The sequence below is a fragment of the Enterocloster bolteae genome, from assembly GCF_002234575.2.
Lineage (GTDB): Bacteria > Bacillota > Clostridia > Lachnospirales > Lachnospiraceae > Enterocloster > Enterocloster bolteae.
Genome location: NZ_CP022464.2, coordinates 59093 through 73274 on the forward strand (window position 1 = coordinate 59093; position 14182 = coordinate 73274).

The following is a 14182-nucleotide window of genomic DNA, read 5'->3' on the forward strand; positions in this document are numbered from 1 at the left end:
ATGTGGAAAAAGGAACGCCGGCAGACTGTAAGTCAGATGCTTCCATAAAAAAGAGAGGGAAGGGGGTGAAATTGGCGGATTATTTGCCTGGTTTTTGTATCAAAGTTGTAAAATTGTTTCTGGACTCTAGGTTCAAATGGTATAATGAGCCTAATTACTTTATTTTACAGGTCAATATATACAATCACCGGTTATAAGTCTTCGGGCAGAAAAGGGGCTCAGACTAAAGATGAGGAGGTACTGGTAATGGAGAAGGTGTCGGGGCAAAAGAGAAAAAGCAGATTAAGAGGCTGGGTATTCTGGCCTCCGTTTTTAGTGCTGCTGATGGTATTGATTTTGGGATTTGTGTCCCAGGATGCTTTTTTGAAGGTGGTCAATGGGGTAAAGGATTGGATTTGGGGGAATTTTAAATGGCTGTTCTCAGGTTATGGACTGGCAGCGGTGGGGGTATGCTTCTATGCCTGCTTTTCTAAATTTGGAAATACAGTGATTGGCGGAAAGGATGCCAAACCGATACTGGGCAAATTCAACTGGTTTGCAATCAGTTTGTGTACGACCATAGCCGCCGGTCTTATGTTCTGGGCAGCAGCAGAGCCGCTGTATCTTATGAGTGATCCATCGCCGTTTTTTGATATAGAGCCCAACTCACCTCAGGCTGCTGTTTTTGCCATGGCCCAGATGTATCTGCACTGGGGTATTACACCCTATGCAATTTATGCCCTGGCCGCAACTGTATTCGCGTTTACCTATTACAATATGAAGAAACCATTTTCATTGGGGGCCTGCATTTCGCCGTTGCTGGGGGAACGGGCAACAAAGGGAAGGCTGGCAGACATCATCGACGCCCTCTGTATTTTCATACTCTGCGCCGGTATGTCGGGTTCCCTGTCCACAGGGGCATTTTCTGTGGCGGGAGGCATATCCAACATAACAGGAATACCTACCAACGGCATTATGCTGATAATCGTCATGGCGGCCATTATCCTGGTATATACCATATCGGCGTCTTCGGGCATTATGAAGGGAATTAAGTGGCTTTCCAGCTTTAATGTATATATATTTTCATTCCTGATTCTGTTCATTTTCCTGTTTGGACCCACAAAATTCATATTGAACTTTGGCGTTGAATCAGTGGGAGAGCTGATGGATTCCTTCTTTATGCGCAACCTGTTTACGGATTCCATGAACCTGGGCAACAGCTCCTGGTCCAGCCTTGGGAACATGAAGGTAGGATACTGGGCCAGTTATCTGGCCTGGGCTCCGGTTACAGCCCTGTTTTTAGGAAAGCTGGCAAGGGGATACAAAATCAGGGACTGTATTATCATAAATCTGTTTGTGCCCACTGTTTTTTCCATGATTTGGGTTTCCATATTCGGAGGTACGGCTATCCACATGCATATGCAGGAAAGTCTGATTCCGCTGCTGGAGACTTCAGGGGCAGAATCCATTGTATATAAACTTTTCGAGGTGCTTCCCCTGAGACAATTGTGTATTCCCATATTCGTGCTGGCAACCTTCATATCTTTTGTTACGGCTGCGGATTCCAATACCAACGCAATTGCTTCTGTGTGCACCTCGGGAATGTCCGAGGAGGAAATGGAGGCACCGGCCGGCCTTAAGATACTATGGGGTATGATAATTGGTGTCATGGCAGCTGTCATGGCTGTTTTTACAGGAGTGGGGGGAGCCAAGACTCTTGCCAGCATAGGCGGTTTTCCATCCATGTTTCTGCAGATTGCATCCTGCGCCGCGTTGATTAAAATTATGCGCCATCCTGAAAAGTATGATAAATGCCGGCAGGATACAGGAAACGGAAAGGAAGATACAGGGGAGGGGAAACATGTACAGGATACTGATTGCGGAAGATAATAAGGCTATTTCCAATTTGATTAAAACCCATTTGTCTTTTGCCGGATATGATACCAGTCAGGTTTATGACGGGGAATTTGCACTGGAAATTTTGGAGGCGGAACCCTTTGATTTGCTGATTCTGGACTTAATGCTGCCAAAGGTAAGCGGAGTGGATATTCTCGCCAGGGTAAAGGATTGCCAGATGCCCATTATCGTGGTGACGGCCCTGGACGATTTGAGCAGTAAGGTCCAGTGTCTTCAGGTGGGGGCAGACGATTATATTACAAAACCATTTGACAGCATGGACCTTTTAGCCAGGGTGGGAGCGGTACTGCGCCGGTGCAGGCGCCGCCCCATGTCCCTCAATGTCAGGAATATCAGCGTGGACCCGGACCAGCACCGTGTGCTTAAGGACGGAAAGGAGATAGAGCTGACACCCAAGGAATTTGACCTGCTGTACTACTTGTGTTCCAACTGCGATAAGGTACTGACCAGAAAGGAAATCCTCTCCGATGTATGGGGATATAATTATGTGGGGGAGACCAGGACTGTGGATATCCATATCCAGAGGCTGAGAAAAAAGCTGGATTGGGAGGGCGCCATACAGACCATAACCAAGGTGGGGTATCTGCTTAAAGGGAGTGATGACAGATGAAGCTTTGGCAGAAAATATTTCTGGGCGCATTTATAGCCAGCGTGGCCATATTCTTTTTCTGCGGATTCTATATTGTGGTGACCGGGCTGCATTTTACGCTGGAAGGTGAGATGAAAAGGACGGAATATTACCAGTCTGTCTACGCCCGGAAAATAAAATCTTTTTTCCGGGAACCAGATGTGCAGAGCGGGCTGTCAGGGTTCATGGATGGTTTCAGGGAAGAACTGGCGGGTGAGGGAAGGTATCTTCAGGTCTGGGAGGGGGAGGAGCTTCGATATGACAGTTTTGAGAAGTTTCCTCCGGCACCGCGCTATACTTTCGTGGAGGGACAGGCAGCATATACGCCTACGTATATGAAGGATATAGGGGATTCCAGGTATCTGTACGTGGAGTCCGAATTTCCCTGTGACAATGCCATGTATAAGGTTGTGATGATTAAGGATTTATCTGATATATATAAATCCTGCGACATGCAGCTGAATATTTTCTTTGCTCTGTGCCTGATACAGGCTTTTATCACAGCCATGATTATGTTTCTGATTACCAAGAGAATTACCTCGCCCATTGAACGGCTGAATGAAGCGGCAAAGCTTATGGCTCAGGAATCCATTCCCCTTAAGCTGGCCGTTGAGGGGGAGGATGAAATCAGTGAGCTGTCCCATAACTTTAATCTGATGTCTGAGGCCATCAACAGGAACATTGATGATTACAAACAGATTGTAGGCAATCTGACCCACGAAATAAAAACCCCTCTCACATCCATCATTGGTTACGCAGAGCTGCTTAAGAATCATGAGTGTGACAGGGAGCTTCAGGAACAGGCATTGGATTATATCCTGGAAGAGGGAAAACGGCTGAATTCCATTACCCGGAAAATGATTAAGCTGTCGCGTATACAGCCGGGGCTGCTGAACATAGAGCGGCAGGACGTAAAAAAGATGCTGGAGACATCGCTGATGGCTGTGAGGATGAAGGCCGGGCAGAAACAGATTCATTTTACTTCGGATATTCCGGAGGGTATATTCTGCTATGGTGACAGAGAGTTTCTCATTACCATGATGGAAAATGTCCTGGACAATGCAATCAAGGCTTCCCATGAAGGCGGAGTCATTGAAGTCAGGGCAGCCGGCGAAGGGGGGGCACTGGCTTACATCCAGGTAACAGATCATGGAATCGGAATCCCGGCTGATATTCTGGATAAGATAGACCAGCCGTTTTTTAAGGGGGATAAGGCCCACAGCCAGGGAGGAGACGGTTTTGGCATGGGACTGGCCATTTGCAAGTCGGTGATGCTGCACCATCACGGCTCGCTGAAATATGAGAGTGTAGTGGGAGCGTATACCACGGTCACGATGAGGTTTCCCGCTGCTGATTACCTGCGACTGGAATCGCCGGAACAGACAGACCAGGTGAAAAAGGATTCTTTGTGGGTGTATGAGGCGTCCAACATCATACGCTGACAGGAAATTGGGACGGATTGTATCAAAGCTGTAACCAAACTGTTGTCTTTTGAACAAGAAGACGGCAGTTTGATTTTTATACGGTATAATGAGAGACAAGTTGAGACGCGTATCAACAAAAACCAAGAGAAGACGGTACAAAAGGGGGTTTTATAGTGAACAGTAATAAAAAATTTGATATGAAAAAGTGGACATCCCTGTTGGTGCTCTGCTGCGGTACAGGTGTTATTTTCCAGCTTCCCTATATCCGGAATACATTTTATATTCCTCTGGTGGAGGCCCTTAATCTAAGCAATGAGGAATTTGGAGCACTGTCCACGTCCTATGCAACCATTTCCATGATATGTTATTTCTTCGGCGGGTGGATTGCGGATCGCGTATCCCCAAGGAAGCTGCTGACTATTTCCTTCATATCCACGGGCCTGGTGGGACTTCTATTCTCCACCTTCCCCAGCTATGGCACCATGAGGCTGATATTTGCGGCCTTCGGTGTGACCACCGTACTTACATACTGGTCAGCGCTTATCAAGGCAGTGCGGTGTCTGGGGGACAGCAATGAACAGGGCCGCCTGTTCGGTATACTGGAGGGCGGAAGAGGAGTTGTGTCGGCAACGGCCGTGTTTGTGCTTCTGGGGCTTTTTAACAGCCTGGGAGGCGGAAAGTTCGGATTGAGCTGGGTGATTCGCTCCTATGCCCTGCTGGCCATCATAGTCGGCATTGCCCTTTGGTTCCTGATTAAGGATAAGAAGGAGGATGTGGTAAGCGGTACAAGCCTGGTGCAGCAGATTAAGAGCGTGCTCCTGATGCCCAAGATGTGGATGATATGTCTCATTATTTTCACAGCCTATTCCATCTATGCAATCCTCAGCTTCCTGCCGCCTTATATGGTATCTGTATATGGCATGTCCAAGAATTTCAGTGTCCAGATTGGAGGCATCCGTTACATCATACAGTTTGCAGGGGGAATCACAGGCGGTTTCCTGGCTGACAAGATTGGTTCCAGGATAAAGACAGTTCTGTTGGGGTATACGGCCATTATTGCATTTCTGATTGTGTTCCTGCTTACACCGCAGCAGCCTTCACTGGCCATGCTCTGTGTCTTTGATTTCATCCTGTTAAATGTAACCGTGTACGCGGTGAGAGGCATATACTTTGCAGTCATTGACGAGGCGCAGATTGACCGTTCTGTCACAGGCGCGGTTTCCGGTATGGCATCCTGTATCGGTTATCTCCCTGACGTATTTCTGTATACCATGATTGGACGCTGGATTGACCAGGGCGTACAGGGTTACCGCTCCATGTTCCTGTATGGCATCGGAACCTGTATTGTGGGCGCGGCAGTGGCGGTCATCCTGATTAAGAGTATCAGGAAAATCCCTGCAAAGGGTTAAGTGAATGAAGAGGGACAGCATTAAATTGGCAATGGAAATGAATAAAAAATTATATATATGTATGGAGGTATTTTATGAAAATCACAGGTATTGAAATCAAACAGTATGCAAAGCCATTGGACCCGCCATTCCTGGCATCATGGGATCCCAACCCACGGGTAAAATTCGCGTCTACCATTGTTTATGTATACACAGATGAGGGAATTACAGGAATCGGATCCGGCGATCTGATGACAGGCTTTGCGGGCCATGAGAAATTCTTTATCGGCAAGGATCCGTTTGAGATGGAAAACCATAACAAGATTATTGATAACATTGATTTCCATTATGGAAGGTGCTGGCCTTTAGACATTGCTCTATGGGATATCATTGGAAAGAAATGCGGACAGCCCATATATAAACTTCTGGGCGGGAAACAGGATAAGATAAAGGCATACTGCTCCTGCGGGGCCAGGATTCCGGCAGAGGAAAGAGCTGAGAAGGCCAGGGAATATGTGGAGATGGGATTTAAGGCAATGAAAATCCGTTTCCACCATGAGGATGTGAGAGAGGATATCAAGGTGGTAGAGGCTGTCCGTGGGGCCATTGGCGATAAGATGGAAATTATGGTGGACGGCAACCAGGCATGGAAAATGCCATGGGATGTGGAGCGTATCTGGGATTTGAAGAAGGCAGTGAAGGTGGCCAGGGAATTGGAGAAGCTGGGAGTATACTGGCTGGAGGAGCCGCTTCACCATGCGGATTACGACAATCTGGCCCGCTTAAGGGAGATGACGGATATCCGGATTGCAGGCGGTGAGATGAACCGCAGATGGCATGATTTCAGGGATTTGGCAGATAAGGGAAGCTATGACGTGTACCAGCCGGATACGGTGCTGTGCGGCGGCTTTACCCGCACCAAGAAGATTGCCGACTATGTGCAGTCCAAGGGAGCTGTTTTCTGTCCCCACACATGGTCCAATGGCGTGGGCCTTCTGGCTAACCTTCATATGGCCTGTGCTGTCAGCGACGCGGAATACCTGGAATACCCATTTGATCCGCCTGTATGGACGGTTGACCGCAGGGATTACATCCTTAAGGAGGAGGATAGAGTCCTGGTTGACAAGGACGGTTACATGCATGTTCCCCAGAAACCAGGACTTGGATTTGAGCCGGATGAGGAAGCGCTGAGGGAATATGAGATTAAGGATTACTATGTAGGTGAATAAGTATAGAAACCATAAGGGCGTTCCCTGTTCAGGCAGGGGGCGCCCTCAGGCATGTATGGGGCTCTGGTTGGAAAATGGTTAAAACACCGCAAACCTCACATAGGTCCGGTCATCAAAACTCTGGTTTCCTTTTACAAGACCTTTTGTTCCTCTGTTTTCCCAGAGGCACTGAGGGTCTTTCTGCAACAACTCATCCAGGGACTTCTCGCTTTCAGCCAGGGTGTCTTTTAATACGGGGTAACCGTCGCTGGCCAGTACGACCTGGGTTTGGGGCGGGACCGGATAGACGGACACATGGTGAGAGTGAATGGCAAAACCGTCAAGTACATCATAGCCATAGGGCCGGTCCTGGTTGGCCAGAAGGAATTGGCGGCGCAGCAGAGGAAGGATGCAGGCCCGGCCCGGGTCATGCCGGGCAAAATCATCTTCGGCTCCGCCTAAAATCAGTTCAGCCTGGTTATAGAGACAGCGGATTTCTGCCATGAGGCCGTCGATTTCCTTGCCGTGGGAGTGAAGGGTATCCCCGATAAGGCACTGACAGTCCCCAAAGGCCCACACTTCCCTTTTCTGACAGCTATACAGGATGACCACTGCCTGAAGCCGCTCCTCCGGGTGGTCCCTCAGGAATTCACGCCGTCCGCTTCCGGCTTTTGCTAAGGCCTGGTTTAAATATTCCATCGCAGAAGCAGCGTCTATGCCGGGCTCCATGGTTTTAAGAGCCTGGGCCAGTATCTCCCTGGCATAGCGCCCGCTGGTCATGGGAGAAAGAAAAACGGATCCGCCTTCTGACCCGTCCGGCCAAGTAAGCTCTCCCTTGCTGGTGACACCGTCTATGACCGCGATAAAGTCATTGCTGATAAAAAGACCGTCCTCGCATTTCTTCTGGTCCAGGTATTTGGAACAGATAAATTGTTCAATGATTTGGACACCCATATTGTTTGCCTCCGTTTAACGGTAATTTCCGCGTTCTGTCTTAAGGGTAACACGGGGCAGGAATGATTTCAATGGCTTCGTCAATGGAAAAATGGGTTTTTCTTTGGTATAATGTAGCAAATGGGACTGATTGACATTGGGGCGCCAATGCCGGGAAGGAAACAAGCGTATGAAAAAGACTGTCATGGGTATGAAGGCAGCTGTGAAGGGTAAAAGAGGGAGTGTGAAGGGGATAAATAGGACTGCCTGGGGAAAACGGGATATAGCGTTCTGTGCCCTATGCTTTTTGTGTACGGCAGCTCTTTCCTCATGCCAGTCAGGTCCGCAGACAGCTCCCATGCCCGCTGTGCCGGACCTGGTTCTCTATACGGCCCAGGAGGAAGAGATATATGAGCCCATCATCAAGGAGTTTGAGGAGCGCACCAACCTGATGGTGAAGGTGGAACGGGGGTCCTCCGAGGAAATGACAGGCAGACTGGAGAATGAGGAGGAAAAACCGGATTGGGATGTGGTGTTTGGAGTGGGGATAGAGACCCTGGAACAGACCAAGGAACATTGGCAGGAATATAAAAGCCCGGAGGCAGCATTTATAACAGATAGCTTCCAATGTGAGGATAACCGGTGGACCAGCTTCTCCGCCCTGCCTCTGGTCATCATGTACAATACAAATGTGGTGACCTACCGCGAACTGCCGGTGGGGTGGAACAGCCTTCTGGAGCCCAGGTGGAAGGGAAGGATTGCATTTGTGGACCCGCGCCGGTCTGATGTGTATTCGGCTGCCCTTGTGACGGCTGTCCATACATGGGAGAAAAAGGGGGATTACCTGGAACGGTTTATGGAAAATCTGGAATATGGCACCCTGGACAGTATGCAGGAGGTGAATGCCGGTATCCTGGATGGAAGGTATTCCCTTGGGGTCACCATGGAGGAGTCCGCCCAGGCCCTGCTGTCAGAGGGAGCTGACGTGGATTATATTTATCCCCAGGAGGGAACCACGGCCCTTCCGGACGGCACAGCCATTGTAAAGGGATGCGCGAATCCTGACGCTGCCAGGCAGTTCCTGGATTTTACGGTGAGCAGGGATACCCAGAGGATTCTGGTGTCGGATTTAAACCGCCGCTCCGTGAGAGGAGATGTGCCGCCGCTGCCGGGATTGTCGCCCATTGGCAGGCTGCCGCTGATTGAGATGGACCTGGAGGAGCTTTCCAGGGAAAAGAAGGATGTACTGGCCAGGTGGAACAGCATTCTGTCCCGGCAAAATGCGGGGGGGGGGGCATGAAATGATATGGTACCGGAGACTCTCTTTTAAAACCAGGGTATTTCTGGGCTGCCTTCTGGTGGCTTTGGTGCCCCTTACATTTTCAAGTGTTGTGATGATGCGTCTGTTTACTGCCTCAATCAACCGCCAGATAACCGTGGACGGAAACCAGCAGCTGGAAGAAGTCAGGGAACGGTTTACCCAGCTGTTGGAAAATTGCCAGAAAGCTTGTGAAACGCTGACAGAGGACGGTTCTGCGGCATGGGTCATGATTGACAATAAGACCATAGAGTTCCAGAAGGATTTGTATTTGTCCATGTACCAGGCGGTTCAGGAGATATACAGCCATGCGCAGTTCAGTATCTATGATGCGGGCGGGAAACTGCGTTTTACCACGGATACGGCGCCCAAGAGCAGCCGTCTGCCTGTGAACTGGGGACTGCTCAACAAGGCGTCGGGGGAGCAGGGAATCACCTATTACAGGACAGATCCTTACCTGCCGTCCTCCGGCAGCGACGTGCTGATGCAGGGTGCATTTTCACTGGAGAGCATCCACGGGGCCAGGACCGGGTATGTGGTGCTGGACTTTACCAGGGAAAATTTTGACAACCTGCTGAACGGTTTTTATTCGTCCGGTGATACACTGCTGGTACTGGATTCCCACCAGAAGCCCCTCTACTGTTCCAGGCCGGAATACGGGGAACGTGAAATCAGTGATATAATCGGGCATACCATATCGGGCCAGGGCGGGACGGAAAAAGAGGGGGTATATACCAGATATCTGTGGACCAGGGAACCTTCCCAGGGCTTTTACATCCTGCTGCGCTGCTCCGCTCCCATCAGCGCCCCGGCCGTGCGCACCATGGGTACGGTGAGCCTTGCGCTGTCCGGCCTGGGACTGGTGCTCTGCCTTTTCATATCAGGCGCGTTGTCCCGGAGCATCGGCCAGCCGGTGAGCTTGTTGGATAAGGCCATGGCAAAGGTGAAAAAAGGGGATTTGTCCATCCGCATCCGCACCAACCGGCAGGATGAACTGGGCAGGCTGACAGAGAGCTTTAACCAGATGACCGGGGACCTGCAGAAGTACCTGGATGATACGGTGCAGAAGCAGAAGGATTTAAATAAGACCACGCTTAAGCTGTACCAGACCCAGCTGAACCCTCATTTTCTCTATAATACCCTGGATTCCATTAAGTGGAACGCCAGAATCAACCAGGTTCCGGAGATTGCAGTGCTGGCGGAAAACCTGGCTGTCATTCTGAGAAAAAGCATATCCAGCCGGCCCTTTATCACACTCAGAGAGGAGCTTGAGACCATCGAGAGCTATGTGGAGATACAGAAAATACGTTTTACAGGGCGGTTCCTGTATGAGACAGAGATACCGGACCAGCTGGAGGACTGCATGGTGCCCAAGATGATCCTGCAGCCCCTGGTTGAAAACGCCATCATCCATGGACTGGACGGCTGCGGACACGGCTACATCTGTATTTACGCGTTCCAGAAAGAGGGGATACTTAACATATCGGTGACAGACAACGGATGCGGCATGAGCCGGGAGATGGAGGACTGGATTAACAGCGAAGCTCCGGCAAAGAGGGACGGCCATCTGGGATTGTACAATGTTATCAACATATTGAAAATATATTACGGACAGGAGTACGGTGTGAAGGCGGCTGTCACGGAGGATGGGACCACCATCACCCTCAGGCTGCCGGTTCAGAAGGAGGTACCGGATGTATAAAGTCATTGTGGTGGAAGACGAGACAATGGTCAGGCGCGGGATTATCCTGACCATTGACTGGGCGGCACTGGACTGTGTGATTGCAGGGGAGGCTGCCAACGGGGAGGAGGGGGCAGAGCTGGCGGTCCGCCTGTCCCCGGATATAATTGTGACGGATGTGAAGATGCCCAGAATGGACGGCGTGGAGATGATAACAAAACTGCGGGAACAGGGCTGCCGGGCCAAATTCATTATTTTGACGGCCTACAGCGATTTTAAATACGCCCAGAGCGCTCTCAGGCTGGGAGTCAGCGACTATCTGTTAAAGCCTTTGAGGGACGGCGATTTGGAACAGGCGGTGAGGCACATCAGAGAGCAGATGGAAGAACGTCCGGCAAAGGAGGAGGAGACAGACGCGGCTCCGGTCCTGCGCTTTCATTCCGATAAAAAATCCAAGAATAAGTATGTGGAGGCAGCCACCCGGTATATCAGGGAGCATTACCGGGAGGATATCACCATCAGCACCGTGGCCTCTTTTCTGGAAATCAGCGAAGGCTACCTGAGCCGGGTCTTTAAGAAGGAAACCGACTACACCTTTACCAACTATCTGGCCTATTACCGGATGCAGATGGCCATGAACCTGCTAAAGGACTGCCGGGTAAAGGTATACGAGGTGGCGGACCAGGTGGGCTATTCAGACACAGCGTATTTCAGCGCGCAGTTTAAGAAGATACTGGGGGTGTCGCCGTCCGAGTATCAGGACAGGTGCAGATAGCGGCGGGGGTTCACAGAGGTTATAAATAGGAAAAACAGGGAAAAATGTAGTACTATACATTGAAAAATTCTTATGCTATACTTATTGAGGATGTCTGTCCCTGCCGGGATGGAGGTCCGGATATACCGGTTTAGGGCATTTCCGGGGTTTTGGAAACCAGGCCGGCAGCGCAAGGGGGAACCAATCACTATGTTGGGATTTAACGATATATTAGGACATGAACAGATAAAGGAACATTTCCGCAACGCAGTGCAGACAGGGAAGGTTTCCCATGCTTATATACTGAGCGGCGAGGCTGGAATGGGAAGGAAATCCCTGGCCAATGCATTTGCCCTCAGCCTGCTTTGCGAAAAGGGGATGGAGGAGCCCTGTATGCAGTGCCATGCCTGCAAACAGGTACTTTCCGGAAATCACCCGGATCTTATTTACGTGACACATGAAAAGCCCGCCAGCATCGGCGTGGACGATATAAGGGAGCAGATTAACGATACCATCCAGGTACGTCCCTACAGCAGTTATTATAAGATATATATAATGGATGAGGCGGAGAAGATGACCGTACAGGCCCAGAACGCCCTTCTTAAGACCATTGAAGAGCCCCCTGCCTATGCGGTTATCCTGCTTTTGACCACGAATCAGGACGCGTTTCTGCCCACCATCCTGTCAAGGTGTGTACAGCTTAAGCTGAAGCCTTTAAAGGACAGCGTGGTAAAGGAATATCTGATTCAGTCTCTGGGAGAAAATGAGAGCGAGGCTGATATATACGCGGCTTTTGCCAGAGGCAATCTGGGCAAGGCCATCCACCTGGCCCAGTCGGAGGAGTTTGGGGTGATGTACCGGGAGATGCTTCATCTGCTGAAGCACATCAAGGATACGGATATATCCGAGCTTTTAGACTACATCCGCAAGGTTAAGGAGGAGAACCTGGATATCAGGGAATGCCTGGACTTTATGCAGATGTGGTACAGGGATATCCTGATGTATAAAACCACAAAGGATATTAACCTGCTGATATTTAGGGATGAATTCTCCGCTGTTAAGAGTGTCAGCACCACAAGCGGCTATGACGGTCTGGAGAAAATTCTGGAAGCCATTGACAAGGCCAGAATCAGGCTGGACGCCAACGTGAACACCGAACTGGTCATGGAGCTGATGCTTCTTACCATGAAGGAGAATTAGGACGTGTCAGGGCTGCAAGAGAAGGAGAACACAGAATGATTACAGTAATCGGGGTGCGCTTCCGCACCGCAGGAAAGATATATTATTTCGACCCCGCAGGCCGCCAGATTAAGACAGGCGACCATGTTATCGTGGAGACGGCCAGGGGGATTGAGTACGGGTATGTGGTTCTGGGCAACCGGGAAGTGGATGAATCCAAGGTGGTTCCGCCCTTAAAATCAGTGATCCGTATGGCCACGGATGAGGATGAGACGGCAGAGGCCAGGAACAAGCAGAAGGAGAGGGATGCCTTTAAAATCTGCCAGGAAAAAATCAAAAAGCATCATCTGGATATGAAGCTCATTGACGCCGAATACACATTTGATAATAATAAGGTCCTGTTTTACTTTACCGCCGACGGCAGAATTGATTTCAGGGAGCTGGTGAAGGATCTGGCCAGCGTGTTTAAGACCAGGATTGAGCTGCGCCAGGTAGGCGTCAGGGACGAGACTAAAATTATGGGAGGCATCGGCATCTGCGGAAGGGCGCTGTGCTGCCATTCCTATCTGTCTGAATTCATTCCTGTTTCCATCAAGATGGCAAAGGAACAGAACCTGTCCTTAAATCCCACCAAGATATCAGGCGTGTGCGGACGCCTTATGTGCTGCCTTAAGAATGAAGAGGAGACATATGAGGTATTAAACAGCAAGCTGCCCAATCCCGGAGACTATGTAACCACAAGCGACGGGTTAAAGGGCGAGGTGCACAGCGTCAACGTGCTGCGCCAGCAGGTTAAGGTCATAGTGACCGTGGAGCGGGACGAAAAAGAAATCAGGGAATACAAGGTGGACCAGCTTAAGTTCAAGCCCAGGAAAAAGAAGGGCAAGGGCGGCGGAGAAAAGCATGGAGGCGACACGCCGGACGCAGAGCTTAAGCAGCTGGAAGCCCTTGAAAAGAAGGAAGGAAAGTCGAAGCTGGATGACAACTGATACAGTTACGGTGAAACACACTTGGCGTCAGGAAGGAACCATTATGCTGCGGGACGACGAGCGGATCGATGATTTGCAGCGCAACCATTATGGAATCATCCAGAGGAAGGGCGCATTCTGCTTCGGCATGGATGCCGTCCTTCTGTCCGGCTTTGCCGTTGTGAAAAAGGGGGAAAAGGTGCTGGACCTGGGAACAGGCACAGGCATCATTCCTATTCTTCTTACCGCCAAGACAGAGGGAAGCCACTTTACCGGCCTGGAGATACAGGAAGAGTCCGCGGACATGGCCAGACGGAGCGTGGCATATAATCATCTGGAAGGCAAGGTGGACATTGTCACCGGCGATATAGTGGAGGCCAGCAGGTTGTTTGCACTGGCTTCTTTTGATGTGGTAACCACGAATCCCCCCTATATGAATGAATCCCATGGGCTTAAGAATCCGGGGGATGCCAAAGCCATTGCACGCCATGAGGTTAAATGCACGCTGGAGGATGTGGTGAGGGAGGGAACCCGGGTCCTGAAGCCGGGAGGCCGTTTTTTCATGGTCCACAGGCCCAGACGGCTGATTGAAATTATCACTGTCATGAAGCGCCATGGCCTGGAGCCCAAGCGCATGAAGATGGTCCATCCTTATGCGGACCGGGAGGCCAATATGGTGCTCATAGAGGCTGTGAGGGGAGGCGGTCCTCTCCTTAAGATGGAAGCTCCGGTCATTGTCTTTGACCAGAATGGGGAGTATTCCCCGGAGATACGGACCACCTACGGATATTGACGGATGATGGCA

Annotated in this window: 12 protein-coding genes; 11 read left to right on the top strand and 1 reads right to left on the bottom strand. The window is 50.3% G+C overall.

The annotated features are described in order from the left end of the window. Positions 1–246: 246 nt before the first annotated feature. From CGC65_RS00305 to CGC65_RS00325, 5 genes are all read left to right on the top strand, one after another. Positions 247–1869 carry a BCCT family transporter gene (locus tag CGC65_RS00305; RefSeq protein WP_002565781.1) on the top strand — a complete coding sequence of 541 codons (1623 nt, stop codon included), beginning with the start codon at positions 247–249 and terminating at the stop codon, positions 1867–1869. Next, positions 1841–2506: a response regulator transcription factor gene (locus tag CGC65_RS00310; RefSeq protein WP_002565782.1), complete on the top strand. Its 666-nt coding sequence runs from the start codon at positions 1841–1843 to the stop codon at positions 2504–2506. The genes CGC65_RS00305 and CGC65_RS00310 overlap by 29 nt, the downstream gene beginning before the upstream one ends. Beyond that, positions 2503–3966, top strand: a complete 1464-nt coding sequence (locus CGC65_RS00315) for a sensor histidine kinase (protein WP_002565783.1) — start codon at positions 2503–2505, stop codon at positions 3964–3966. Before CGC65_RS00310 ends, CGC65_RS00315 begins: the two co-directional genes overlap by 4 nt. A 155-nt stretch (positions 3967–4121) precedes the next feature. Beyond that, positions 4122–5357 carry an MFS transporter gene (locus CGC65_RS00320; protein ID WP_002565784.1) on the top strand — a complete coding sequence of 412 codons (1236 nt, stop codon included), beginning with the start codon at positions 4122–4124 and terminating at the stop codon, positions 5355–5357. A gap of 74 nt (positions 5358–5431) precedes the next feature. Next, entirely contained in the window at positions 5432–6565 is a 1134-nt protein-coding gene (locus tag CGC65_RS00325) for a mandelate racemase/muconate lactonizing enzyme family protein (RefSeq protein ID WP_002565785.1), read from the top strand. 78 nt (positions 6566–6643) lie between these two features. Here the strand turns inward: CGC65_RS00325 and CGC65_RS00330 are convergent, their stop codons facing one another. Beyond that, positions 6644–7498, bottom strand: a complete 855-nt coding sequence (locus CGC65_RS00330; RefSeq protein WP_002565786.1) for a hypothetical protein — start codon at positions 7496–7498, stop codon at positions 6644–6646. A gap of 169 nt (positions 7499–7667) precedes the next feature. On the opposite strand from CGC65_RS00330, the gene CGC65_RS00335 reads away from it, so the two are divergent. The 6 genes from CGC65_RS00335 (at position 7668) to CGC65_RS00360 (ending at position 14170) form a co-directional block, all read left to right on the top strand. Next, positions 7668–8777, top strand: coding sequence for an ABC transporter substrate-binding protein (locus CGC65_RS00335; protein ID WP_002565787.1), 1110 nt, complete (start codon positions 7668–7670; stop codon positions 8775–8777). Between the two features lies 1 nt (position 8778). Next, entirely contained in the window at positions 8779–10497 is a 1719-nt protein-coding gene (locus CGC65_RS00340; protein ID WP_002565788.1) for a histidine kinase, read from the top strand. Next, positions 10490–11251 carry a response regulator transcription factor gene (locus CGC65_RS00345; protein ID WP_002565789.1) on the top strand — a complete coding sequence of 254 codons (762 nt, stop codon included), beginning with the start codon at positions 10490–10492 and terminating at the stop codon, positions 11249–11251. Before CGC65_RS00340 ends, CGC65_RS00345 begins: the two co-directional genes overlap by 8 nt. A gap of 189 nt (positions 11252–11440) precedes the next feature. Next, on the top strand, positions 11441–12430 hold the full coding sequence (gene holB, locus CGC65_RS00350) for a DNA polymerase III subunit delta' (protein ID WP_002565790.1): 990 nt from the start codon (positions 11441–11443) through the stop codon (positions 12428–12430). A 35-nt stretch (positions 12431–12465) separates the two neighbouring features. Next, positions 12466–13398, top strand: coding sequence for a PSP1 domain-containing protein (locus CGC65_RS00355; RefSeq protein ID WP_002565791.1), 933 nt, complete (start codon positions 12466–12468; stop codon positions 13396–13398). Beyond that, complete coding sequence (locus tag CGC65_RS00360; RefSeq protein WP_002565792.1) at positions 13388–14170, top strand: tRNA1(Val) (adenine(37)-N6)-methyltransferase; 783 nt, start codon at positions 13388–13390, stop codon at positions 14168–14170. Before CGC65_RS00355 ends, CGC65_RS00360 begins: the two co-directional genes overlap by 11 nt. The last annotated feature ends 12 nt before the right edge of the window (positions 14171–14182 follow it).

Excerpts from the sequence above, each read along its gene's own strand:
- CGC65_RS00305 (WP_002565781.1), top strand. The coding sequence starts at position 247 with ATGGAGAAGGTGTCGGGGCAAAAGAGAAAAAGCAGATTAAGAGGCTGG.
- CGC65_RS00310 (WP_002565782.1), top strand. The coding sequence starts at position 1,841 with ATGTACAGGATACTGATTGCGGAAGATAATAAGGCTATTTCCAATTTG.
- CGC65_RS00315 (WP_002565783.1), top strand. The coding sequence starts at position 2,503 with ATGAAGCTTTGGCAGAAAATATTTCTGGGCGCATTTATAGCCAGCGTG.
- CGC65_RS00325 (WP_002565785.1), top strand. The coding sequence starts at position 5,432 with ATGAAAATCACAGGTATTGAAATCAAACAGTATGCAAAGCCATTGGAC.
- CGC65_RS00330 (WP_002565786.1), bottom strand. The coding sequence starts at position 7,498 with ATGGGTGTCCAAATCATTGAACAATTTATCTGTTCCAAATACCTGGAC.
- CGC65_RS00335 (WP_002565787.1), top strand. The coding sequence starts at position 7,668 with ATGAAAAAGACTGTCATGGGTATGAAGGCAGCTGTGAAGGGTAAAAGA.
- CGC65_RS00340 (WP_002565788.1), top strand. The coding sequence starts at position 8,779 with ATGATATGGTACCGGAGACTCTCTTTTAAAACCAGGGTATTTCTGGGC.
- CGC65_RS00345 (WP_002565789.1), top strand. The coding sequence starts at position 10,490 with ATGTATAAAGTCATTGTGGTGGAAGACGAGACAATGGTCAGGCGCGGG.
- holB (WP_002565790.1), top strand. The coding sequence starts at position 11,441 with ATGTTGGGATTTAACGATATATTAGGACATGAACAGATAAAGGAACAT.
- CGC65_RS00355 (WP_002565791.1), top strand. The coding sequence starts at position 12,466 with ATGATTACAGTAATCGGGGTGCGCTTCCGCACCGCAGGAAAGATATAT.
- CGC65_RS00360 (WP_002565792.1), top strand. The coding sequence starts at position 13,388 with ATGACAACTGATACAGTTACGGTGAAACACACTTGGCGTCAGGAAGGA.